General features: G+C 54.8%; 22 protein-coding genes. 3 read left to right on the top strand and 19 right to left on the bottom strand.

From position 1 onward, the window contains the following. Positions 1-20: 20 nt before the first annotated feature. Both BUB22_RS12770 and BUB22_RS12765 read right to left on the bottom strand, forming a co-directional pair. On the bottom strand, positions 21-1451 hold the full coding sequence (locus BUB22_RS12770) for a hypothetical protein (protein ID WP_139258998.1): 1431 nt from the start codon (positions 1449-1451) through the stop codon (positions 21-23). A gap of 95 nt (positions 1452-1546) precedes the next feature. Further along, positions 1547-2698 (bottom strand): CotH kinase family protein, encoded by a 1152-nt coding sequence (locus tag BUB22_RS12765; RefSeq protein WP_073115675.1) that lies wholly within the window; start codon positions 2696-2698, stop codon positions 1547-1549. Positions 2699-2935: 237 nt separating this feature from the next. Here BUB22_RS12765 and BUB22_RS12760 point away from each other — a divergent pair, with 237 nt between their 5' ends. Both BUB22_RS12760 and BUB22_RS12755 read left to right on the top strand, forming a co-directional pair. Then, positions 2936-3748: a hypothetical protein gene (locus BUB22_RS12760; protein WP_073115672.1), complete on the top strand. Its 813-nt coding sequence runs from the start codon at positions 2936-2938 to the stop codon at positions 3746-3748. 8 nt (positions 3749-3756) lie between these two features. Further along, on the top strand, positions 3757-4317 hold the full coding sequence (locus tag BUB22_RS12755) for a hypothetical protein (RefSeq protein ID WP_139258996.1): 561 nt from the start codon (positions 3757-3759) through the stop codon (positions 4315-4317). Between the two features lie 7 nt (positions 4318-4324). Here the strand turns inward: BUB22_RS12755 and BUB22_RS12750 are convergent, their stop codons facing one another. The 12 genes from BUB22_RS12750 to BUB22_RS12695 all read right to left on the bottom strand — a co-directional run bounded on the left by BUB22_RS12750 (position 4325) and on the right by BUB22_RS12695 (position 17145). Beyond that, complete coding sequence (locus tag BUB22_RS12750; protein ID WP_073115666.1) at positions 4325-5362, bottom strand: Lrp/AsnC family transcriptional regulator; 1038 nt, start codon at positions 5360-5362, stop codon at positions 4325-4327. 95 nt (positions 5363-5457) lie between these two features. Beyond that, complete coding sequence (gene nirJ1 / locus BUB22_RS12745) at positions 5458-6630, bottom strand: putative heme d1 biosynthesis radical SAM protein NirJ1 (RefSeq protein ID WP_072812654.1); 1173 nt, start codon at positions 6628-6630, stop codon at positions 5458-5460. A 63-nt stretch (positions 6631-6693) separates the two neighbouring features. Further along, a complete protein-coding gene (locus tag BUB22_RS12740; RefSeq protein WP_072812656.1) occupies positions 6694-6999 on the bottom strand; it encodes a hypothetical protein in 306 nt (101 codons plus the stop codon). Between the two features lie 126 nt (positions 7000-7125). Then, positions 7126-9045, bottom strand: coding sequence for a tRNA uridine-5-carboxymethylaminomethyl(34) synthesis enzyme MnmG (mnmG, locus tag BUB22_RS12735; RefSeq protein ID WP_073115663.1), 1920 nt, complete (start codon positions 9043-9045; stop codon positions 7126-7128). Continuing rightward, a complete protein-coding gene (locus tag BUB22_RS12730) occupies positions 9045-10358 on the bottom strand; it encodes an FKBP-type peptidyl-prolyl cis-trans isomerase N-terminal domain-containing protein (protein WP_083535535.1) in 1314 nt (437 codons plus the stop codon). The genes mnmG and BUB22_RS12730 overlap by 1 nt, the downstream gene beginning before the upstream one ends. 118 nt (positions 10359-10476) lie before the next feature. Continuing rightward, positions 10477-11427 (bottom strand): RluA family pseudouridine synthase, encoded by a 951-nt coding sequence (locus BUB22_RS12725; RefSeq protein ID WP_073115752.1) that lies wholly within the window; start codon positions 11425-11427, stop codon positions 10477-10479. A gap of 11 nt (positions 11428-11438) precedes the next feature. Next, complete coding sequence (locus tag BUB22_RS12720; protein WP_254794748.1) at positions 11439-12896, bottom strand: DUF2914 domain-containing protein; 1458 nt, start codon at positions 12894-12896, stop codon at positions 11439-11441. Positions 12897-12911: 15 nt separating this feature from the next. Next, positions 12912-13541, bottom strand: coding sequence for a nicotinate-nicotinamide nucleotide adenylyltransferase (locus BUB22_RS12715; RefSeq protein ID WP_073115654.1), 630 nt, complete (start codon positions 13539-13541; stop codon positions 12912-12914). 14 nt (positions 13542-13555) lie between these two features. Next, positions 13556-14170 carry a hypothetical protein gene (locus BUB22_RS12710; RefSeq protein WP_083535534.1) on the bottom strand — a complete coding sequence of 205 codons (615 nt, stop codon included), beginning with the start codon at positions 14168-14170 and terminating at the stop codon, positions 13556-13558. A gap of 13 nt (positions 14171-14183) precedes the next feature. Continuing rightward, the gene (locus tag BUB22_RS12705; RefSeq protein ID WP_139258995.1) at positions 14184-14582 is read right to left on the bottom strand and encodes a hypothetical protein; all 399 of its coding nucleotides are present in this window, start codon (positions 14580-14582) and stop codon (positions 14184-14186) included. Positions 14583-14604: 22 nt separating this feature from the next. Further along, positions 14605-15801 carry a ribosome small subunit-dependent GTPase A gene (rsgA, locus tag BUB22_RS12700; protein WP_073115651.1) on the bottom strand — a complete coding sequence of 399 codons (1197 nt, stop codon included), beginning with the start codon at positions 15799-15801 and terminating at the stop codon, positions 14605-14607. Positions 15802-15828: 27 nt separating this feature from the next. Next, the gene (locus BUB22_RS12695; protein ID WP_073115647.1) at positions 15829-17145 is read right to left on the bottom strand and encodes a M23 family metallopeptidase; all 1317 of its coding nucleotides are present in this window, start codon (positions 17143-17145) and stop codon (positions 15829-15831) included. 194 nt (positions 17146-17339) lie between these two features. On the opposite strand from BUB22_RS12695, the gene BUB22_RS12690 reads away from it, so the two are divergent. Then, complete coding sequence (locus tag BUB22_RS12690; RefSeq protein ID WP_073115644.1) at positions 17340-18317, top strand: M23 family metallopeptidase; 978 nt, start codon at positions 17340-17342, stop codon at positions 18315-18317. Between the two features lie 122 nt (positions 18318-18439). On the opposite strand, the gene BUB22_RS12685 is transcribed toward BUB22_RS12690, so the two are convergent. The 5 genes from BUB22_RS12685 to BUB22_RS12665 all read right to left on the bottom strand — a co-directional run bounded on the left by BUB22_RS12685 (position 18440) and on the right by BUB22_RS12665 (position 22651). Beyond that, positions 18440-19558: a radical SAM/SPASM domain-containing protein gene (locus BUB22_RS12685; protein WP_073115641.1), complete on the bottom strand. Its 1119-nt coding sequence runs from the start codon at positions 19556-19558 to the stop codon at positions 18440-18442. Positions 19559-19567: 9 nt separating this feature from the next. Further along, positions 19568-20101, bottom strand: coding sequence for a hypothetical protein (locus BUB22_RS16440; protein WP_139258994.1), 534 nt, complete (start codon positions 20099-20101; stop codon positions 19568-19570). Positions 20102-20373: 272 nt separating this feature from the next. Further along, entirely contained in the window at positions 20374-21816 is a 1443-nt protein-coding gene (gene purB, locus BUB22_RS12675) for an adenylosuccinate lyase (protein WP_072812693.1), read from the bottom strand. Between the two features lie 45 nt (positions 21817-21861). Next, positions 21862-22323, bottom strand: a complete 462-nt coding sequence (locus BUB22_RS12670; protein ID WP_073115635.1) for a GNAT family N-acetyltransferase — start codon at positions 22321-22323, stop codon at positions 21862-21864. 16 nt (positions 22324-22339) lie between these two features. Then, the gene (locus tag BUB22_RS12665; RefSeq protein WP_073115632.1) at positions 22340-22651 is read right to left on the bottom strand and encodes a hypothetical protein; all 312 of its coding nucleotides are present in this window, start codon (positions 22649-22651) and stop codon (positions 22340-22342) included. Positions 22652-22698: the final 47 nt, after the last annotated feature.

Genomic DNA, 22698 nt, shown 5'->3' with positions numbered 1-22698 from the left:
TTCACCTCGACACTCCTGCCTTAGAAAACAAATGAAAGACCAACACCGACTGCACCGATAATCGCGAAGCTCACACCGATTGTACGATTTCGTTGATAATCCTGCACGGCCTTCTTGCTTTCTTCATAGCCGGTGCTACCATTTTCAAACGCATCCCTTTCATCCTTCGCCTTCTTGTTGAACACGTACGCAATAGCGACACCACCCGCAAGTACGGCTCCCGAAATCGCAAGCGGAATCCAGTGGATAGACTTCTTCTTGCCTTCACCTCCAGCGGCATCACTTGCCGCCTCGGCAGCAGAAGCCTCGTCAGCGGCTGTTTCATTGTTTTCTTCGGCGATGGCACGTTCAAGTTCAGCAATTCCCTGCTTGTACGTAAGGGAGTCTTCGGCCGTCATGACTTCGGATTCTTCGTGAACTTCCGTCTTGACAACTTCATCGGGCAACTTTTCCTCGTCCCAAGCCCAGCGGCCAACCATTTCCATCTTCTTCAACTTCTTGAAGACTTCCTTGCCATGGAACTTCTGGATTTCGGCATCCTTGGGCTGGTTCAGAACGGCCTTCTTGTTCTTGATATCGAAGAGGAGGTTCGACTGCTTCTGGTCAGCGTCGATGGTCTTTTCGAAAAGGCGCACGCCGTTCAGGTAGTAAGCGCCACTCACCGGCCTACGCATATCTATGCGGAGCATAAGCGTCTTCTTGTTCAGCATGAATTTCACGTTCGAGCCCGCCTTCTTCAAGGAATCGTTCTTTACCTTCAACGTGGCGATAAACATCGGGGCAAATTCCGACCCGGACTGGCGAACCACGATAGGGCCGCACTTTTCAATCCAGAGGCTCGCTAGGCGCTGTTGCTGTTCCACACGCGCCGGGTCATAGGAAAGCGAGAAGATGTATTCGGCATCAAAATCGCCATCGAAGTTGATGGGTTCCAGGTACACGTTACCGCGAAGGCGGAGCAACTGTTCACGGCTAATGATAATGCTGGTCAACGCTTCGGAGCAGCTCGCCAACTGGCGGGTACGTTCCTCAAGGGTGGTCGCCATACGCATGGAACCGAGCCTGACCTCGCCCGTCACTTCCATGTACTCGTTTTCGAACGCGGGGAGTTCCACTTCATAGAAGCGGGCACATGTCGTATCCAGGAGGTCATTCAGCGAAATGGAGGCGCATCGGTCGTTCATCTCCGCCACGCGGTTCGCCCTCTTCAAAAGAGCCGCGACCTCGGGGTTCGAATCCCCCACCATGGTCTGCAAGTTCTTCAAGTCCTCCCGCAATGCACGGATTTCTTCGGGGTTCTTGACGAACACCGATATCGTGGAGGAATTATCGTCCTTCTTTTCGACGTTGGTCGAAGCCTGCAGGGGCACTTCCGTGAAGGAGGCTGGCTCCTGCGCAAACACCATAACGGCAAAGAATGAAACGAGAAGGGACAAACGTTTAAAAAGCATAGATTGCTCCATATTGTTATAGCATAAAACTAATTTATTTCCATAACCGCTCAGATTAGGGCCTACTTTTTTCTTAAAAATTTCCGACTTTTTCTTTATTTTTCCTCTTTCAGTGTCGTTTCTATCCAGTCAAAGCGGTCCTTCATCCACTGGACCATGACATCGATAGCCTCGTCGTAATCCTCGTAGGGGTCCTTGAGCGCCCAGTTCTCGGTATTGCTCATGATAGGCCAGCGCCGGTACTCGTTCTTTACGGCATCCTCGATAATAGACCTGTACAACGGCACGCTATCTACCAGGGCACGGAAGGTTTCGCGGTGTTCAAACCAGTACTCCCTTATTTGCGAACGGATAGCATCGTCCCTGAAGAAATAGTAGAACCAGCGATAACTGCGGATATGCCAGTTTTCAAACTTGCGATTGAGCTCACGAGACTCGTTGCCGAACGAAATGTCAAAATCCCAGATGGGGCCAAAATGGATCGGGCTCCCCTTCTGCCAGGTCATAAAAATGCTCCGCGCAAAGATGGCATCCTCGTTCTTGGAAAATTCCTGCACCCAGTAGTAAGGCTTGAAGTCGTCCATGTCAATCCACCGCGCGATAGCCCCCGTATCGGAGGTACTGAAATGCAGCAAGACATCCTCGAAATCGGCGAGATGGCTGCGCAAGAGTTCAAGCGATTCCTCGGAAGGATTCTTCGGGGACTTTACATGGAACGCATACCCGATGCTCGAGCGGATAAACGGTTCATCGATTTTCTTGTCGTTTTCCTTCTCGAAGAGGAAAGTGGTATCGTTTTCGGGAATATTCACGCGTTCGCGAGCCACCTTCACAGTTTCCATGAGAAGGTAGAGGCCCACATAATTGCGGTTCAGGTACACCTCGACAAACTTGCATCGCGGGGTATAGGGCATGCCCAGCCATTCCGAAAGGCGGGTCGCCATGTAGTTCCGCAGGTGACTCTTGTCACCGAAATTCGCCACCAGCGCCCAATCACGGTTCTTGGGCATCCCGAACAAGCTTACTTTGTCCTTAAATTCAAGTTTCATGCCATACTTGGGCATTTTGAAACTGGAATTGCCCCGCCCGCGCACGGTGAGTTCGTAGACTTCGCTTTCGGGGGCGTCCTTGCCGTATATCTGCAGGCGTGAAGGGATTTCCGTTTCGCGGTCACGAATTCCAGCGAAATTCTTCGTTTCGATGACAATGCGGGGCAGATTCGCATACGGGTACACGGAATCGTCCATCGGGAGAAAATCCGGCGATGATTCGGTGGGCTCGTCCAGGCAGGCGCACAGACAAAATAACGCCGTGACTACGACGAGTTGCGCGGGATAAAAATGCGCATGCAACGCGGGTTTAAAACGCGATTGTAACGCGAGTTTAAAACGCGCGGCCGCCCTATGCAGGATAAACGAAAGCATCTGCAAGAAATATAATATATGCAAGGTGCATGGCAACAAAAATTTGATATATTTCCATACATGAACAAAGTTTTCGGATGCATATTACCGTTTCTCTGTGTGGCAGCCTTGGCCACAGAGAACCTGCACCCGATTTTGCCGCCTACAACGGGACTTGCCGTGCAGGGGGCGTTTGAGCTCGACGAAGACGTGTACAGCCTCGACATGGACGTTGCGGCGGAATACGCGATAATCCCGCGATACCTGAGCCTCTATGTGGACGGGGCATTCAGATTCCTGGGCGTGAGTTACGAGTATTCAACAGAAGGGTATCTCCACAACTACTGCAACCTGCACGTGAACGGGTTCAACGAGACATACGCCGGAATAAGGGTCCTACCCGTATCTTTCCTGGGGCTCAATGCGGGCTGGCGGTTCCCTCCCGGCGAGGGCTCGCAAAAGAACCGCTTCCACCGCCTGAATATCGAACCGTTCAGTTATTTGCAATTTTCGAGAACGCTTTCGCTCGGGACGGCGTTCCGGTACAATGCCTTCCTCGAAGACAAGAACTACAAGCCCGGTGACGAAATCGGGTTCAAGGCATCGCTCGTGTGGAAACTCGGCTGGAACGACACACTCCATACGGGTTGGCAACTCAGCGAGGTATTCCTGTACCAGGCGCGCATCGAGGAATCCGAAAACAGGAACCTCGCCCGCGCGTACCGCAAGATGGACGACAAGTACCACGGTTACAAGATGAAGTTCGACGTCACGCGTTTTTTCCACATGTTCGGGCGCTCCGTCGGGTTCGGTATAAACTACGAGATTCACGACGGCACGATTTTTGGCTTCGAGGCCGGCCACCGCATCGCAATAGAAACTAAATTGTATTAGGAGGATATATGAAACTTAAAGTCATTCTCTTGTCACTCATGCTTTCCGCTGCAATGTCTTTCGCACAGGAACCGGAGAACTATACCGACGTACAGCCCGACACAGAAAAGTCCGTCAAAAATGAACCCGAATTCAAGCGCCATTCCATAAGCATCGGCTACGGCATCTTGACCATTTCGGACTTTGTCGGCATAGTTGGCTCTGCAATCATAAGCATATTCGGCGGAGAAGACTCCTTTGGAATCCTGGGCGCAGTTTCCATAGACTACGGCTACAAGGTCAATGAAATATTTGAAACAGGCCTCGTCTTCAACTACTCCATGCCTATCAAGGACGAGTCGCTCTACACCATCATGCCAAGGGCAAAACTGAATTTCAACGTAAACGGGTTCGTGAATCCGTTTATGGAGCTGGATGCGGGCGTTGCCTTCAACGGGAATGGTGCTGCCCCCATGTTCCATGCGACCCTGCTCGGGCTTGAACTGGGAAAGACTCTACCCCTGACCCTAAACTTGCTGAGTTTCGGGCAGCGAGGCATATTCTACGCCTCGCTCGGCTGCAAGTTCTAGCCAAGAATCACGCGAAGAACCTGAAACTCGTCTTCTTGAGTTCCCTAACGGAATGGAGCACCGCGTATTCGGGATTGCCGATAGAGACAGCGGCATCCTTTATGAACGCATCCAGTTCTTCGGCGGACTGCGCGTGCATCATCACATAGAGCGTGTACGGGAAGCCTTCGAAGGCGGGGCGCTCGTAGCAGTGCGAAATGTATGGCTTGTTTGCAAGGATTGCACCAGCAGGATCCTTCGACTCCCCCTTCCAGGGGTCGCTCAGGATGACACTTCTCTCGTCTTTCGTCTCTAATCTCTCGTCTAATTTAAAGCAGACCATAGCATTATACGCGAAGCCGGCGTCCTGATGCCGGAGGATTGCCCCGAAGCGTCGCATTCTCTTTTGCACGAGGTCGTCGCGAAGAGCCTCAAGGGAAACTCCCCAGTCCGTAAACGGAGTGAGCGTGTGCGGGATATCGTCACAGGCAATGCGAATGCGTGCCTTGTCGGACGACGATAACGCAGCAATGAATTCCCCACCTCGATCGTCATTCCCGCGTAGGCGGGAATCTTCATTTTCTTTCAAGACGCGCATTACCGTGTTTATCTTGAACTTCTTCGTCGCGGTAAGGATATGCACGTCGTGCAGGCCCGTACTTGCGCAGAGCCCGTCAACAATTGCGCGGATTTCGCCTTCCGACTCCGCGATGGCGGTAAACCACACGTTGTATTCGTGGGAGCGCACGTAGTTGTGCGTAATCGCGGGAATCCCGTTGACAGCGGATGCGAACTTGTCGAGGTCGGTAACCTTGCCCGCACAGAGGCGCGAAATAAAACCGAGCCTGCGGGAATCGTAGATGCCACCGATACGGCGGACAATGCCCGAGCGACGCAGGTTCTCGACAGCATCGAAGACCGCTTGTTCCGTGAGATGCCCGCGAGCTTCGCCGCCAGCACACGCTTCCTGCGCGTTCAGCACCTCCGCCAACCGCCGGTAAGGGCGCTCTTCCAGCGGGAAGGCGTCCTGAATGACAGAGAGAAGACGCTGTTCAAGTTCAGTCATATTCAATGTGAAGTGAGGAGTGAAAAAGTTGATTGACGATTGATGATTGATGATTGATAATTGATAATTTCACATCATCCATTATCCATTATCAATTATCCATTAATCTCCTCGTCCGTCAGGTAGCAGGCCGGATCCTGTTCCCAGAAATCTCCGGTCACGGCCTCGGCGCGGGTGCGGAAGTTGCCATTACACAGGTTCAGGTAGGCGCACTTGGGGCAGCGTCCCTTCAAAATCGGCTTCCTGTTCTTGAGCCCCGCCATAATCGGGTTGCTTTCGTCGCTCCAGATTTCTCCGAAGTTCCTTTCGCGCACGTTCCCGAGGGTAATGTACTGCGTGAACTGGTCGGGGTGAACATTCCCGATGCTATCGATGTTCCCGAAGGCCATACCGCTGCGGTTACCGCCATTACGCTGGATAAGTTCCAGCACCTTCTCTGCTCGGGCAGGGTCCTCGCGTTTCATGCGCAAGTAAAGGTAGACTGCATCGGCGTGGTTATCGACGGTCAGAATTTCCTTGTTTATCCCGCGCTTCTTGAAGTCGAGCGTGCGGTCAATAATCAGGTCCATCGCCTTGCGGCTCTCTTCGTGGTTCAGGTCATTTGCGACCATCGCGGAACCGCGCCCGCTGTAAACCAGGTGGTAGAAACACACACGGTCAATGTTCTCGCTTTCAAGCAGGTCAAAAATCGCATTCAGGTCCTGCACGTTGTAGCGCGTAATCGTAAAGCGTAGCCCCACCTTCTGGCCGGTCGCCACACAGTTACGGATACCGCGGAGCGCAAGCTTGTAGGCGCCCTCCTTGCCACGAAACTTGTCGTGCGTCGCCTCGCAGCCGTCCAGGCTGATTCCCACGTAGCCCACGCCCATGTCCTTCAACTTCTTTGCAACGTCGGGCGTAATGCAGGTGCCGTTCGTGCTGATGGTCGGGCGGATTCCCTTGCTTGCCGCATAGTTCGCAAGTTCAAAAAAGTCGGGGCGAAGCAGCGGTTCACCACCGCTAAAGAGGATTACCGGCACCTTGAAATCGGCAAGCTGGTCGATAAGCGCCAAGCCTTCTTCGTGCGTCAGTTCATTCTGGTACTTGATGGCCTCGGAGCGGGCGTAACAATGCACGCAACTCAGGTTGCACGTCTTGGTGCAGTTCCATACCACCACGGGACCGCGTCCCGGCGCCACGCCATTCTTGCTTTCGTGGGCACGAGGTTCGTAACGCAGCTGATCTCCGTAATTCGGGGTATCCATCAAGAGCTTGGTAATGCTAATCATGAGCACAAATATAGAAAAACACCCTCGGCGAACCGAGGGTGTTCTAAAGTCTAAAAAGTCAGATTACTTTTCAGCAGCGAACTTCTTGGATGCAGCCTTGACCTTCGGGTCGTTCTGGGCTTCCTTGATTTTCTGCTTGATGCCGTCCTCGATGGACTTCTTGAGCTTAGCAGCGAGGTTGGGGAAACGGTCTTCCAGGGAATCACTGAAGATGGCGGGCTTCTTGGCAGCAGGAGCGGCACCCTTGCGCTTTGCGTTCATCGGGCGTTTCTTCTTGGCCGGAGCCTTCTTTTCTTGAGATTTTTCTGTAGATTTCGGTTCCTGAGGCTTGACTTCTTCTGTGGATTTGACTTCTTTTTCTTCTGCCATGATATACCTCTTGGAATTTTGTCTTTAGACAATTATGTTAATTTGACGGCGCAAAGATAGCAATTTTTGCCGAAATTATCAAGTGAGCGTGCCTCGAGTTGGCAATTCTGAGACACAAGCCCGCAGTTAGCAGGACTTGTTCTCGAGCCAGTGCGCAAGCACGGTAATATCGGCAGGGCGAACGCCAGGAATGCGGCTTGCCTGGCCCAGCGTGAGCGGCTTGTGGGCGTTCAGGCGCTGGCGGCTCTCGATACTTACGGCAGTCACCTGCATGTAGTCGAAATCTTCGGGCAGGCGCACGGATTCCATCTTCTTCTGGTCCTCGATTTCGCGGGCCTGCCTGTCGAAGAAACCCGCATAGATTTCCTCGGCATACATGAACCAGCGGTCGCGGCGCGTGAGCGGCAAGTCCGGGAGGGCAACCGTGAACAGTTGCTCGGGGTCGATACCCGGGCGGCGGAGCACGTTGATCCAGCGGGTGCGTTCGGTCGCGGGCGCCTGGCCACCGGCCTCGAGAATGCGGTTCGCCTGCTCGGGGAGCGCGGATTCTTCGGCGAGGCGCATGCGGGCCGTTTCCACAAGGGAGCAGCGGCGCTTCCAGTCGGCGTAGTCGCTGTCCGAAATCATCCCGATTGCGTGCGCGCGTTCCTTCAGGCGGGTTTCCGCATTGTCGCTCCGGAGGAAGAGCCTGTATTCGGCGCGGCTCGTGAACATCCTGTACGGCTCGTCGAGCAGGATGTTCGTAAGGTCGTCCGCCATCACCCCGAGGTAACTGTCGGAACGACCTAAAATAAAGGGCGAATCGCCCTTTATTTTCAGAGCCGCGTTGATGCCGGCCAAAAGACCCTGACCCGCAGCCTCTTCGTAGCCGCTCGTACCGCAGACCTGGCCCGCAAAGTAGAGTCCCGGGACCTTCTTGCATTCAAACGTCGGGAAAAGCTGCGTGGCATCTACGGAATCGTATTCCACCGCATAGCCAATCTGCAACACGCGAGCGCGCGTGAGGCCAGGAATCGTGTGGATTGCAGCAAGCTGGATATCCGCAGGCAGGCTGGAACTGAAACCGTTGATGTACACGCGACCTATGTCCGCCTGTTCCGGTTCAAGGAACAGCTGGTGACCGTCGCGGTCGCCAAAGCGGTTAATCTTGTCCTCGATACTCGGGCAGTAGCGCGGGCCCTTGCCGTGGATACGACCGCTGAACATCGGGCTGTCCTTGAAGCCGCTCCGCAATATATCGTGAGTCTTTAAATTCGTACGCGTAATCCAGCACACGCAATCGTTACGCACAAACTTGTTCGTAGCGTCTCCCCAGAAATAATCCGCATCGCGGCCGGGGACCGTTTCTGCAACATGGCGGTCACTCATGGGCCAGGCAACATCGTCGCCGTGCTGCACGTCGCATTCATTAAAGTCGATGGTATCCGGGTCGAGTCGGCTCGGCGTACCCGTCTTGAGCCTGCGCAGCGCAATGCCGTTAGCCGCAAGGCATTCCGAAAGCTTGTCTGCACTCGGCTCGCCCACTCGCCCACCGATGCTCGTCTCAAGCCCGGTGAACATCTTGGAGGCAAGGAAAGTTCCACTCGTAATCACGAGCGCGCGGGTCACGTAGCGTTCGCCATTCAAAAGTGTAAGTTCCAGGCGGCCATCGGGCATGCGCTCGAACGCGGCGAGTTCCCCCTGGATAACGGAAAGCCCGGGAAGGTTCGTAATGACCTCTCGGGCAATCTCGCTATAATACTTCATGTCGCACTGGGCGCGCGGGCCCCACACGGCGGGCCCCTTGCTCATGTTGAGCATGCGGAACTGGATCCCGGCCTTGTCGGTCAAAAGGCCCATCAGGCCACCGAGCGCATCGATATCGCGCACAATCTGGCCCTTCGCCACCCCGCCTACGGCCGGGTTACAGCTCATACGCCCGATGGCATTCACATCCATCGTGAGCATGGCGGTTTTCACACCGAGCTTCCAGGCGGCATGCGTCGCCTCAATGCCGGCATGGCCGCCACCGACTACGACGACATCAAATTGTGCGTTTGTAGACACTACTTCTTGGCAGCCGGAGCAGTAGCGGCGGCGGGCTTGAGCGTATCGACCACGGCCGGCTTCGGCGGTTCCGGATTCCAAACGACCGGCTTGCCATCCATGAGGGCGGCAATTTCGGCCTTGAGGGTTTCCTTCTCGCCCTCGAAGGCAACGTATTCCTTGTACGATGCATCCGGGTTCACGAGGTAGACCTTCGGCACATAGCCATCGCTGTAGAGTTCACCGAACTGGCGGGCTTCATCCCACACGATGTTGATGGTGTCGTCGAACTTCGCATTGTCGGCAAACTTGCGGATGCCGCTCTTGTTGTTTCCACCGCTGGCAACGGCAACCGTCGTAAGGCCCTTCGGGGCAAATTCCTTCGCGATGTCGAGAATCTGCGGAGCGGCATGTGCACAGTGGCCACAGGTCGCGGAGAAGTAGAAAATCAGGAGAGGCTTGCCAGCCCAGGTCTCGAGGTTTTCGGCCTTGTTCGTGATGCCAGTAACCTTCACCTTGTAGTTCATCTTGGCAGGCATGCCGTTCGCAAGCGTATCGCCACGGAGGCCCTTCACCTCTTCCTTCAGCTTGGCTTCTTCTTCCTGGGCCTTCTTGATGGCTTCTTCACGGAGAACTTTCATCTTCTCGTTGTAGCGTTCGCCAACAGCCCTGAGGGAATCATCCGGCAAGGCGTTCGTGAGCGTGGTATCGCGGGTCTTGGCGCCGGCATCGCGGATACCGAGCACGAAGTAGTTCACGTCGAATTCCGTCTGGAACTGGCCACCAATCGCGCTGAACTGGTTCTGGAACTGCACGCCGATAAAGTAGGAGAGCTTCTGGTTCTTGGTCGGGGTTTCACCAATCGTCACCGGAGCCTTCTTCGGAGCAGGAGCGGGAACCACCGGAAGGGCCTTCATCGCAGAATCCATGTAGGCACGGAACTTCGACTGGTCGCCGTTGAAGGAAGCGTTCGTCGCGCTATCGGGGCGAATGGATTCCATACGGGTACGAGCCACGGAATTGTAGTCAAAACTGACCTGCCTCAAAGTATCAACGGGTATCTGCAGTTTAAAGTTCGTGTCCTTTTCAGCCTTCATGGCATCGAGAACACCCTGCACGACCACGTCCTCGTCGAGTTCCTCACCCATCTGGAGCGGGAGCATCTTGAAATTCTGCATACCGAACTGCACACCCAGCATGTAGGCGAACTTCTGGTCGTCCGTAGAGGTACCAGTCACCTTGGCTTCGGCATTCTGAGCATCGTTTTTCTGTAAATCACAGGCGGCCATCATCATGGAGACACAGGCCAGGCCCAACAGGACTCTAGATTTCATTTTTCAACTCCTTGAACCGTAGGTTCAAAATTTTACGCATAAAAGATACAAAAAACAGGGAGCCCGGAGCATGAATTTGCGCGGGTTCAGCCTCCACAAAAGACGTTTTTGAGCGAATTTAGCGGATTAAGTCCTTCATTTCAGTCGGGAAATTCTCGCACACAAACGTACGCGGTGTATCCCAGTACGGGAGCAGGAGTTCTACCTTGTACGCATAGAGCATATGGCTATGCGCGCCTAAAACGCGGAAATCGTCTTCCGTAAGGGCGCCTTCCGCCATCTTTTCGTAGTACAGGCCATCGAAGGCATAAAGGCGGTCCCCCACAATCGGGAACCCGAGGCTCGCGAGGTGGGCTCGTATCTGGTGCTTGCGGCCGGTCAGGAGTTCGCATTCGATGGCCGTGAACGTTTCGCCGTCGCGAACAACCGAGCGCACCTTCCGGAATATGGTCGTGCAGGGCTTGCCGTCATCGAACGGGTACATCTTGAGCCGGATTCTGCTTGCGGGGTCTTCGCGAAGGGGCGTGTCGCAGCGGTATTCCTCGTGAGGGAATTCCCCGCGCACCACCGCCATGTAGAACTTGCGGAGCAGTATGCGGTCAAGGTTCTTCTGGAAACGCGCCGCCGACTCCGCATATTTTGCGAATAGCATGAGCCCGCCCGTATCGCGGTCCAGGCGGTGCATCGGCGTCGCCGTCTCGTAGCCGGTCTCGCGGCGCACTACGGAAACAAACGTGTTGTAGAATATGCGGGCGGTATGGTGGACCGGGATTCCCGCAGGCTTTGCGACCAGCATGAATTCCTCGTCCTCGAACACGATGCTAAAATCAGTCGGCACCTCGGGCTCGTCGTAATTTTCCACATGGTACACGACCTTGTCGCCCTTGCGGGCAACCGTTTCGGGCCCCGCGACCTCCCCATTGACGGTAACGAGCCCGCGCTCCAGGTTTTCCTTCCACTGCTCGCGGCTATGGTAGGTAAAGCGGTAGCAGAGGCTATCGAGCAGGAGCATCCGGTCGTGTTCGGGCCGGACGACGCTCTCGAAGTACATGTCGCGGGGAGCCTTCATGACGAACGCCACTACCTCAACGTATCGCGGGCAAAGCCTTTCGGAGGTTCGCCCTCAAACACTTCGAACTTCTGCGAACCGATGACGGCGCCGTTCTTGTAGGCGACCTCCACATTGTAGCGGCCCGCAGGAATGTTCTTTTTCTTCGTGAAGCTGCGGTAGCCAGACTCGCGCCCGCCCACGATGGTCATCCTGCCCGAGGATATCTTGTCGGTAAGGCTGTACTTGCCCGTAGCGGGGTCCATATAGTACCAGCGGTATTCGAGTTCGGCCTTCAAATCAGTAGGAGCGTAGACCGACGACAGGAAATACACCTCGGAACTGTCCGTGCGGTGAACGGAGGGCAACTTGATGCCCAATGTCTGCAAGAATGTCGGGGCGTCGATATCGCAGGAATATGTCTTGCGGTCGAAGTTCTGGCACACCATCTGCTGCTTGAGCACGAGCGGGACCGGCGGGACCCAGTTCATTACATAGGCAATAACCAGGAGAGAACTTATGATTGCGGGGGCGATGAGCACGCGCTTCTTGTGGTGCGAGAGCCTCTGGATTCCCACGCAGATGAGGAACGAGACAACCGTACTCAAAAGGAACCAGATAAAGCCAATCCTGTGGACCACGTGCGGGATGGTGAAGTTCATGAACATCGTGCCCAGCAGGCAGAAAAACGCGAGGCTCACGCCGAAACTTTCATATTTCTTCTTCAGGAATTCGTTACCCACCAGAAGGGCCGCGAGGACAATCACGAGCAGGAGCGATGCAAGCGAGCCGCTGCTCTTGAAGTAGCAAACCACGAGCGCGCTGAACATGCCGCCGAACAGGAACTGCAACATCCACGAGAAACGGTCCTTCCACACTTCGCTCCACTCGCGGTCCAAAAAGCGGTGTTCCACCACAATGGCGTTCTTGGGAACCGCCATGGATTCATACCCAATCTTGTCGGCAAGTTTCTTCGCCTCGGCGGTCGAGGCATCCGCAGCATTCTTGATTTTCGTCGCCGATGCGTCGGCCACGTTCTTGATTTTCGAGGCCACCACAGTCGTCGCGGGCTTCGCGATATTCGCCATCTTCCCCGCCACGGCTGCAAGTTTAGCGTTCGTCGGAGACGGAGCCTTCGCCTCCTGAACTGCAGGCTGCTTTGCCGTCGCAGGCTGGGCGGCAGGCTTTGCAGGTGCTGCCGTTTGCGGAGCCGCGGGTTTCGCCGGGGCGTTACCGCCCGTTGATGCCTTCGCCGCCATAATGCGTTCGCGGGTCCAGCCCTCCGGATGCTCCAGGTGTGCCGAAAGAAGAATCACGAGTATAAACGCACCCGTATAGTATGCCAGCAGGAACAGCAGGTCGGTATTGTCGATTTGCCGCCCAAGCGTTATGGAATCCCAGCCGAAACCGCCGAGGAAAGCAATCGCCGGGAAAAACTTCTCCACCTTCTGCACGAAGGGCTTCTGCCTCAAGTTATCTACAAATTTCATTTGTCCTACCCCAAATTATTCGCTATACAAGTCATTTTCCAGAATGTAGTCGTACACCGCAGGGGCTAATCCCGCAGGCCTTACGCCCCTGTTGTAGAGCAACTCCCTGCGTATCGCAGTACTCGAGAACTTTCCCACAAAGCCTTCTTTTTCCCCTAGCCAGAACAGCGGGGCATACCCCTTAGCGAGATGCGCATCGATATCAATCTGCGGGTAGCCGCTCCTCGCAAAAACAATCAGGCTGAAGTCGCGCAACAGCAGGTGGCCGTTGTACTCCGTGCCATAAAAATGCAGGGGGTCGCGCCAGTGCGGAATATTCTCGTAACTGTCCGCCCCTACAAGCAGGCGAAAATTCACCTCGGGGTACTTTTCCGCAAGGCCCTTCAAAAACACGTAAGACCCGCGAAAATCTCCCTGCCGGATTTCTTCGTCCGAAAGCACAAAACGCGGTTCGTCGGAGGTTACAAGTTCAAGCATCGCGAAGCGGTCTTCGGGAGAGGCGTTGAGCGTCTTATCCCACCTGTCAGGGCTCGGCACAAACCACACTTCGTCGCAAAGCCCGTGCTTCAGGCAGAGCCTCGCAACCGCAACATGGTCCATGTGAACCGGATCAAACGCACCACCCATAATGGCAACATTCTTCATCGCGGAACCTTGCCCTAGTAAATGTAAGTGATGAAACCCAGGTTCATCTGCAGGCGGCTGCCCGAAACATTCTTGTTCAAGAAGGGGTCGTAGTGGTCAAGCACCCAACGGTAGCCCACATCGGCAAAGAGCATCGTCTTCGAGAATATGCTGAAGATTGTCCCGAAACCGGCGCCCCATTCATTCCACGAGACATCGCCCACATCGGAGAGTTCCTTTGCCCTCGAGAAATTGCCGACTACATACAAGTCGCCAAACACGTGAACGCCCAGCTCCACGTCGAGGTTGTAATGCTCGATTTCCGTTTCGGAACCGTCTTCGCCTTCGCCATCAAAATCAAAGAATCCGTAACCTGCGCGGAAGAACGCCACGTGCGGGAACCATATCCCGAACATGGGCTCAATCTGTCTGAGGCCAACACCCCTCTCGGACCCCACGCCCGTACCCGTACCGAAGCCGAGCGCACTGCCCAAAAAGAGCGGCGTGTGAATCCCGGTCGTCTGCGATGCCTGGGAGGCGGCACCCGATGAAGCAGATGCTGCAGACGCACCCGAGGAATTCGTCTGAGCAGCGACAGTCCCGAAGCAGAACATCAGCGCGCATACAGCGCCAAGGAGAATCTTTTTCATATTGTTTCCCATGCTACAGTACCAAAACCAGGGCGATGGAAAGCCCGAGCAAAACGTTCAAGAACGAATCCGCCTTGTCCATCAGGATTCCACGCCGGCCCATATCCTCGCCACGGATTTCCATGCGGAGTTCCCGGTCCGAAAAAAAGAGCGTAAACGCAAGTTTCAAGGCTATAACGGCAGAAACCCAGTACGCAAGGCCCGAAAAATGGGCAAGAAACACATAGGCCAGCAATAACGAGAACGAAATCGCAAAATTAAACAGGCGAATTCCACGTTCGCGAGATTCGCTCACCTTCATGAGCGTCTTGATCTCGTCTGCCTTCTCGCTCAACTCGGCAGAATTTGCCACGAGCTGCGATGCACTGTAACCCATCAGCACGATGGAGGCCACCAGAGTTATTTTAGACACGACATCCATATCAACAATATAATCAATCCGAAGAATTCAGTATGCGGAGGTAGCTCCGATAACGCGCCCTGGAGAGCTTGCCCGACTCGACGGCGGCCCGCACGGCGCAGCCCGCCTCCTTCACGTGTATGCAGTTGCTGAACTTGCACGTAAAGATATCGTCCTCGAAGAATCCCGGGAAGATTTTCGCCAGGGTTTCCTTGTCCAAATCCATGAGGCCGATACCCCTGATCCCAGGCGTATCGATGACAATCCCGCCTCCCGGCAAGTCGAACAGGCTCGACGAGATAGTGGTATGGCGGCCCTTGCCGTCACGCTCGCGCACCTCGCCCGTCGCAAGCGCGGCGTGCGGCACCAGCGCGTTCACCAGCGAGGACTTGCCGACCCCGCTCATGCCGCTAAACACCGACGACTTGCCCAGAAGCTCGTTACGGAGGTCGTCGAGGCCGACCCCCGTCTTGACGCTCACGGGAATCACCTTGTCGGCGATGCTCATAAAATCGCGAATATCTTCCGAAAGGTCTGCCTCCCCGTTCGGGAGCAAATCCATCTTGGTAAGCACCAGAATGAACGGCAGGCTATTCAGGTTCGAGGCGAGCAAGAAGCGGTCCATGAACCCGTAGTTGAACTCCGGCTGGGTCACGCTCGCGACAATCACCACCTGGTCGATATTCGCGGCAAGCGTCTGCTGCTTGTAGAACGTGTCGCGCGGGCCGGGGCGCTTGAGTTCGCTCTTCCGCGGGAGCACGCGCACCACGCAATACTTCTGCGAACCCACGCCGTCACCCGAATCTTCGCCGTCGTTCACGAGCCCGAGAAGCACACGATCGCCCACCGCGGGGAATTCCCCCAACTGCTTGGACGTGGTCGCGCGGTACATCGCGGTAACTGTATTAGACGAAAGACCGCTTCGCTGGTAGACGATAGACGATAGATTATCTTTTTTTTCATCAATATCTCTTTCGTCTAAACGTACCTCGCAGGTGCGGCGGTGCACTTCCAGCACCAGGCCCTCGACGCAGTTCTCCTCGCCGATATTTTCCACCGGGTTCTTCAGGTGCTTGATTTTAGCCTTCTTGAACTCGCGGCTAAAGCGCTCCTTGGTCGGGCGGTCGTCCACGATGCCCGAATCCCATTCGCGCATCACGTCGATACGGCGCGAACGGTGTGCGCGCCTCGACGTCCTTACTTCCCGCAGTTCATCATCTTCAAGCATCATGCCTTACCGGTTCAAAAAAGCGTGCCTCTAGTTCAATACGCGGGTACGGACCATCACGTCGGTGGAATCGTTCACCTTCACCGCGGGGGCGGCAAGCGTGAGGTCTATCTCCTTGCGGATATCCTTCACCTGTTCCTTCAGGCGGGCAAGGCGCTCGCCCGAAAGCTTCGGGGTCGCAATCATGGTTTTCGAGAGCGGGTTTATCCACTGACCCTGCGCATTCTTGAAACCGTAGTGCAGGTGCGGCCCCGTGCTCCTGCCCGTAGAGCCGACGCGCCCGATCGCCTGCCCCGGCGAAACCTTCGCGCCCACCCCGACGCCGCGCGCCGAGAGGTGCATGTACCAGCTGGTCGTGCCGTCCCTGTGCCGGATGGCAATCTTGTTGCCGCTCAGGTTGTCGAAACCCGAAACAGTCACCTCGCCCTCGGCAACCGCATGCACCACAGTACCCGTCGGGGCACCGTAGTCCACGCCGTAATGCACCGTCACGCGGCCCGTAATCGGGTGCACGCGCGAACCGTACGAACTCGTGATGCGCAGGTGTTCCAGCGGGTAGCGCAGGCCGTCAAACACAAGCGCGTCGCCCGACTCGGTGTAGTGCGCATTGTAGGAACTCTTCGGGTCAGGGTCCTCATAGCGGAAAGCCTCGTGATGCCCCACGTTCCTGCCCTCAAATTCGGCATACACGACCTTGCCCGACACCCAGATGGAATCCTGGAAATAGGAATCTTCCAGCAAAATACGGAAGCGGTCACCCGCGCGGGCCAGCGGGAACGCCACCTTGCACTGCAACACGCCGCTCACCACGCCCACCATGCGGCGCGGGATGCCCACCTTCAGGAGAATGCCGTTCAGCGTGCTCCCCTCTTCCAGCGCGCCCTCGTACACGGAGAGCTTGCGTACCACAGGCTTTTCAATCAGCTTATAGACAAAGCCCGAGTCGGTCCGCACCACCACATGCGAAGTAATCACGTTCGGCGCATAGCGGAACCGCTGCACATGCCTGTCCGCATCCACCGCGATATAGAACTTCTCGCCCACGCGCAACTTGAACTCCACGCTATCCTGCATGGCAAGGTAGACCTTGCCCAGGTCGGCATCGCCACCCTCCACCATCGCCTTCAGGCGCGAGAACACATGGAACGGCCCCTCACCCGCACGGACTGTATCCGAGAGGATGGTATAGTTGGGCACATTCTGCAACTTTTCCTTCGCCTTCTGCAGGGAATCGACGCTATTTTCAAGAGCAGCAACATCTTTCCGGAGCGCAGCCAGTTTGTCTTCTTCATGGCACGCCGAAAAAAACACTAAAAACGCACAAAGGAACGGGTAAAAAAATTTCATGAAATGACCAAATAATTGTTGTCGGTTATCACGTTAATTTAGAAAAATGGATGGGATTCCGAAACAGGCGCGGCACGCAAACGCCGTTTTTAAGTCAAATTCGGCGTTTTTGAAGCCGTTTGAAAATTTGTCCAAACTTGACATTCATTTATAAACTTGAAATATTGCAAAAAATTTCTAACTTTCGCACCACAATGAAACTGCTGAACGTATCCATCCTCTGTCTGGGAATGCTCCCCGCGCTCTCATTCGGCGAAGAAGTTCCTGCCGAAAACGCGGTCGAGAGCGCCGTCGAAAAGACAGTCGAAGAGAACGAAGCAGCAAAGGACGAAATTGCAAAAGGCGTTGCGTCCGAAGTTACCGAGGCGGTCGCCCCGGCAGAAAACGCCTCGGAGGCAGACATCGCCGCAGGTTCCAGTTCCGCAACAGCGGATTCCACCCTCGGCAATTCCGCATCGGCGGTAGAATTTGTCGCCGTCGCCGAACCCGAAGAAGAATCCGAGGAACTCGATTCTCTCGAGAATTCCAACCTTGCAGAAGGAACGCTCCAGTTTCTTGACTTTAGCGGGGCGCATTTCCCGACACTGCACGGGGCACGCATCAATTCCCCCTACGGTATCCGCAAGTTCCGCCTGCACAGGGGCGTTGACCTGCACATTTCCATTGGCGACTCCATCGTGGCCGTCTACCCGGGAAAAGTCATCGTTTCCAAGTACAACCGTCGCGGCTACGGCCACTACGTGATGATCGAGCACGCGAACGGCACCCGCACGCTCTACGGCCACCTGAAAAAGAGGCTCGTGAAAGTGGGCGACATGGTTGAAGGCGGCCAGCTTGTCGGTTGGGGCGGCAATACCGGCAGATCGACCGGCCCGCATCTGCATTTCGAAATCCGTTACGGCGAAATCAACATCGACCCGGCAACGGTTTTCAACCTCGAAGAAGGCACCCTGCTCGAAAATTCCGAACAGTACGCTCTCGCCCCGGCTGTAGAAAGCCACAACGAAATCCAGAAGGAACTCTCAAAACACCGTTATCACAGGATTCGCCCGGGCGATACACTGGGGCGTATTGCCATCAAGTACGGAACGACCATCGAGAGGCTCTGCCGCCTGAACGGCATCAAGCGCACATCGATACTCCGCATCGGCCAGACACTCCGCTGCTCTTAAGCGACCGTTCGCGCTACATTCCGGTTTTAAATTACTCCGGATTGCGCTCACTCTCGCAAACACGACCGGTCGATACCGGTCGCTTTTTGCTCACGGGCAACCGCTCACACTACTCTTCATTTTTAAACTATTGCATCGTCGCATATGGCGGCGAGCATGCGTTCGTGCGTGCACACCTCGGGTGAAACCCCGTGAATGCTGCCCGTGGAATAGAACGACGTGCAGGCGCATTCGTGCGCATGGCAGCGGAAGCGTATGGCACAACCCTTGCAGTCTTCCTTGTCGCGACTGAAGAAGTCCAGGATATCGCGGGCCACCGCTCCATTCCAGATTTGCGCTGGGTCGTCAAAGACATTGCCCAAAATGTAGGGAGCATCCGGCTTGCTCGTGATAAACCGCGTGCAGGGGAAAAGGTTCCCGTTCGCGGCACAGGCGACAATGCCCTCGGCCACCTGGCAGCTAGACGTGCGGTGGCGCTGCCCAGTAAGCCTGAACTTTAACTTGTCCTGAATTGTTCCAAGGTAGAAGGGGACTTTCTTGCGCTTGAGTTCGAGCCAGAATTCGGCAAGTTTCTCGTATTCTGCGGCAAGGACATCGAATTCCTCCCCCGTCCACTTGCCGTCGAAATCCACGGCGGCGGTCATGTTCCTGAACCCCTGCGCCTGTATCCAGCGGACCGCATCCGTAAGCGAGCGCATGTTGTCGCGGGTCACCACCGAAAGCACAACCGTATCGAGCTTGGTGAGCACGGGAATATGCGGCTCAATCAGCTTGAAGGAACCCTCCCCGCCCACCTGCCTGCGGCAGATATTGTGGTGAGCCTCGGGGCCGTCGAGCGAGAGGTAAATACGGAACTTTTCGCGCTTCAGGTACTCGATGATATCTTCGTTCAGCAAGGTAGCGTTCGTGTTGACCGCGAAACGCAAACGAAACTTCGGCGATGTCGTATTCGAAGTCGGCGGCCCGAGCAACACGTCTTCGCCAAATCGTTCATGCACCAAGCCTTTCGCAAGCTCCACTCCCCTGCGGATGGAATCCATGCAAAGTAACGGCTCCCCGCCAAAGAAAGTGATGTTCAAAAAACGCTGGTTCAGCGAAAGCGTGCGTTCAAAAGCAAGCCTAATCGCCGCCTCCATAATGTCATTCGACATCACCAGGCTGCGGGTCTCATGGCTCACCTTGTAGTAGCAGTAGGTGCAACGCAGGTTACACCGTTCCGTTAGAGAAAGAACCAGGTTCATTGACGAAAATTACTGTTCAGGTACAACCGGGTCGCCCGCAAGCGGCACCAATTCCATAGAAGAGGAGGATGGCGGAATCGCATCACCAGAGGATGACGAACTAGAAGATTCCAGGTGCCCGGTATCAATGTTGGAGCCCGATTCCGGTTCAATATATTCCGGCGGAATTAGCTCGCCCGAAGTCACTTCGAGCGAGTCAATTTCATAGCTGCTGGACAAAGGCCTTGGCGGTTCACTATTCGAAGAAATCCCGCCGACTGGGTCAATACTCGAGGAATATCTTGTCTGGGAAGAACTGGACTGTGCCACCGACGAACTGGATTCATGATACTCCCAATCGCATGGCATTTCCCCGCAAGTCATCTGCTCGGAAGATGTGGGTTCTACAACATCGCCACTGGTAGCTGATGTCGTATCACATGCCGTCAGCGCCGCACTGGCAAGCACTGTTGCCGCCGACACCCCGAGCATCGAGGCGAGCTTCTTTTGCGTGGAAGGCGACCACTCACAGTTGCCGGAAACTTTTGCTTTTTTGATATCCATAAGTTTTTCTCCTCTACACACAAAAATATAAACTAAATCACCCCAAAACTAACATGCAAATGCATTTTTTTCGCAAGTTTCCCAAGCAAAACAGCCTATATAGAACAATTTGTTTCATAAAAAGCAAAAATCGCTTTAGAACGCAATTCGCCCAGAAACGAGCAAAAAAATCGCTTTAGAACCGAGCAAGACGCGAAACGCGAGCCGAAGCTGTATAAAACATACTGCGAGAGCTCGCGTGACAAAGTATTGCGATGTGTTATAAAGCGATTTTACACTTTTAATTCGCCGGCGTCGATGTTAGCCCAATCCGGTATCTTTTCAATCGCCGGGCGGACTTCTTCAGTCACGAACTTCACAACCTGGCCCGGAGCGCGACCCACGAACTTGCGGAGGTCGAGGATTTCCTTGAGTTTCGCTTCAGTGATGCCGAGCTTCTGGAACTTTTCGTTCTTGAGGACGCGTTCGAGCAAGTCGTTGTCCTTGCCCTGTTCCTTGACGACCTTGCCCGCTTCCATGGACATCACGCGGATTTCTTCGTGGAGTTCCTGACGGTCGCCGCCGTTCTTCACACCTTCCATGATGATGTTTTCGGTAGCCATGAACGGGAGTTCGGCCATGATGCGCTTTTCGATAACCTTCGGGTAAACCACGAGGCCGTTGGTGACGTTCTCGGCGATGATGAGCATGGCATCCATGGCGAGGAACGCTTCCGGAATGGCGAGACGCTTGTTCGCACTGTCATCAAGCGTACGTTCGAACCACTGCGTCGCCTGCGTAAAGGCGGTGCTGTTCACCAGGGCCATCACGAAACGAGCGAGGGAGCAAATGCGTTCGCTGCGCATCGGGTTACGCTTGTAAGCCATGGCGCTGGAGCCGATCTGAGTCTTTTCAAACGGTTCTTCCACTTCTTTGACGCCCTGCATGAGGCGCATGTCGGTGGCGAACTTGTGCAAACTTTGAGCGATGGAGCTCAAAACCTGGTTCACACGGTTGTCCCACTTGCGGGTGTAGGTCTGGCCGGTGATGGTGAGCACGCGCTTGAAGCCCGCCTTGGCGGTCACGCGGCGGTCCAGTTCCATAATCTTTTCTTCGTCGCCATTGAACAGGTCCATGAAGCTCGCCTGCGTACCGGTGGTGCCCTTCACGCCGCGGAACGGGAGCACTTCGATGAGGAAGTTGAGTTCTTCGAGGTCGATGAGCATGTCCTGGAGCCAGAGGCAAGCGCGCTTGCCAACCGTCGTAAGCTGGGCCGCCTGGAAATGCGTTGCACCGAGCTGGGCCATGTCCTTGTATTCCATCGCAAACTTGGAAAGCTTGTCCATCACGCGGCAAAGGCGCTTGCGCACGAGAATCATGGCCTGCTGCATCTGGATGAGGTCGGTGTTGTCGCCCACGAAAGCAGACGTTGCACCGAGGTGGATAATGCCCTTGGCCTTCGGGCACTGCACGCCGTAAGCGTAAACGTGACTCATCACGTCGTGACGGCGGCGCTTTTCTTCTTCTTCGGCGACTTCGAAGTTGATGTCCTTCTCGTGGGCCTTCAGTTCGTCCACCTGCTCCTGCGTAATGGGGAGACCGAGTTCCATTTCGGATTCGGCGAGGTAAATCCAAAGCCTCCGCCAAGTCTGGAACTTGTACTGCGGGCTGAAGATGAAACTCATTTCCTTGCTGGCGTAACGCTTGATAAGCGGGCTTTCGAACTGATCGCGCATGTTTTTATCCTTGTTTGAATTTTGCAAGGATAAATTTAGAAAAAACTACCTAGCCGGAAGGGACTTCCTCATGCGGACGCAGTCAAATACGCCGCTCCGGACAACGCTGTCGTCCACCCGTGCATAACCGAGTTTTTCGTAGAATTCTACCGCCTCGATGCGGCTTTCAATGTCGATTTCGGAATAGCCACACTCCGCAATCCACTTTTCCGCCTCGCAAACCGCCATCACGCCCAGTTTTCGCCCGCGGTATTCCGGCAGAACGACCACCCGCCCGAGCGTCACATGCCCAGGAGCCGTTTCAAAGAATCTGCACGTCGCCACCGGGTACCCGGCATCAAGCAGCACGATATACTTCGTGCCATCGCCATCGTGCTCGTCAAATTCCTCCCGCAGCGAAATATGGTGCTGCCGGTTCATGCCCTGTATGCGGACAGAATACGCCCCTGCGCGCTGCCATTCCTCTTCCGCCCGCAGGACTACAATGTTGTTGGAGTTATCAAGCATATAAACAACTTCTATATCAGTTTATCGGCTTTTCTATAAAACGTTGAAGAGAATCCGCAATTCTTAACACATCGTTTAAAGGATATTTTTCCCGTTCCTTATCAAACAACCCGGCAAAGGCGCCATCATTAATTATCCAATATTTGGAGAAATCCTTATTGATATTATCCACATACGCCCCTATCATAATACCAACTCTATACACAGGATAACGGTTTTTCGTCCACTCATTAATCTTCCCTTCTAGCCATCTCCCCTGCGACTCTATTTTATGCATCAGTGGATTTGTAGGTTTTTTAATAGTGGGTTCATGAACAACCATATTCATTACCGGTTAAGTTAAAATATATCCTTTTTTCTTGTTAAGTGGTATAC

Origin of the sequence: Fibrobacter sp. UWCM (assembly GCF_900129735.1) — a bacterium.
Lineage (GTDB): Bacteria > Fibrobacterota > Fibrobacteria > Fibrobacterales > Fibrobacteraceae > Fibrobacter.
This window is presented reverse-complemented; position numbering and strand designations above follow the sequence as displayed.

Bases quoted from the DNA above. Each gene is read 5' to 3' on its own strand.
- BUB22_RS12670 (WP_073115635.1), bottom strand. From the start codon at position 22,323: ATGCTTGATAACTCCAACAACATTGTAGTCCTGCGGGCGGAAGAGGAA.
- BUB22_RS12695 (WP_073115647.1), bottom strand. From the start codon at position 17,145: ATGAAATTTTTTTACCCGTTCCTTTGTGCGTTTTTAGTGTTTTTTTCG.
- BUB22_RS12750 (WP_073115666.1), bottom strand. From the start codon at position 5,362: ATGACTGAACTTGAACAGCGTCTTCTCTCTGTCATTCAGGACGCCTTC.
- BUB22_RS12730 (WP_083535535.1), bottom strand. From the start codon at position 10,358: ATGAAATCTAGAGTCCTGTTGGGCCTGGCCTGTGTCTCCATGATGATG.
- nirJ1 (WP_072812654.1), bottom strand. From the start codon at position 6,630: ATGATTAGCATTACCAAGCTCTTGATGGATACCCCGAATTACGGAGAT.
- BUB22_RS12690 (WP_073115644.1), top strand. From the start codon at position 17,340: ATGAAACTGCTGAACGTATCCATCCTCTGTCTGGGAATGCTCCCCGCG.
- BUB22_RS12725 (WP_073115752.1), bottom strand. From the start codon at position 11,427: ATGAAGGCTCCCCGCGACATGTACTTCGAGAGCGTCGTCCGGCCCGAA.
- BUB22_RS12755 (WP_139258996.1), top strand. From the start codon at position 3,757: ATGAAACTTAAAGTCATTCTCTTGTCACTCATGCTTTCCGCTGCAATG.
- BUB22_RS12665 (WP_073115632.1), bottom strand. From the start codon at position 22,651: ATGAATATGGTTGTTCATGAACCCACTATTAAAAAACCTACAAATCCA.
- BUB22_RS12685 (WP_073115641.1), bottom strand. From the start codon at position 19,558: ATGAACCTGGTTCTTTCTCTAACGGAACGGTGTAACCTGCGTTGCACC.
- BUB22_RS12760 (WP_073115672.1), top strand. From the start codon at position 2,936: ATGAACAAAGTTTTCGGATGCATATTACCGTTTCTCTGTGTGGCAGCC.
- BUB22_RS16440 (WP_139258994.1), bottom strand. From the start codon at position 20,101: ATGGATATCAAAAAAGCAAAAGTTTCCGGCAACTGTGAGTGGTCGCCT.
- rsgA (WP_073115651.1), bottom strand. From the start codon at position 15,801: ATGATGCTTGAAGATGATGAACTGCGGGAAGTAAGGACGTCGAGGCGC.
- BUB22_RS12765 (WP_073115675.1), bottom strand. From the start codon at position 2,698: ATGGACGATTCCGTGTACCCGTATGCGAATCTGCCCCGCATTGTCATC.
- BUB22_RS12770 (WP_139258998.1), bottom strand. From the start codon at position 1,451: ATGCTTTTTAAACGTTTGTCCCTTCTCGTTTCATTCTTTGCCGTTATG.
- BUB22_RS12715 (WP_073115654.1), bottom strand. From the start codon at position 13,541: ATGAAGAATGTTGCCATTATGGGTGGTGCGTTTGATCCGGTTCACATG.
- BUB22_RS12710 (WP_083535534.1), bottom strand. From the start codon at position 14,170: ATGAAAAAGATTCTCCTTGGCGCTGTATGCGCGCTGATGTTCTGCTTC.
- BUB22_RS12740 (WP_072812656.1), bottom strand. From the start codon at position 6,999: ATGGCAGAAGAAAAAGAAGTCAAATCCACAGAAGAAGTCAAGCCTCAG.
- BUB22_RS12720 (WP_254794748.1), bottom strand. From the start codon at position 12,896: ATGAAATTTGTAGATAACTTGAGGCAGAAGCCCTTCGTGCAGAAGGTG.
- purB (WP_072812693.1), bottom strand. From the start codon at position 21,816: ATGCGCGATCAGTTCGAAAGCCCGCTTATCAAGCGTTACGCCAGCAAG.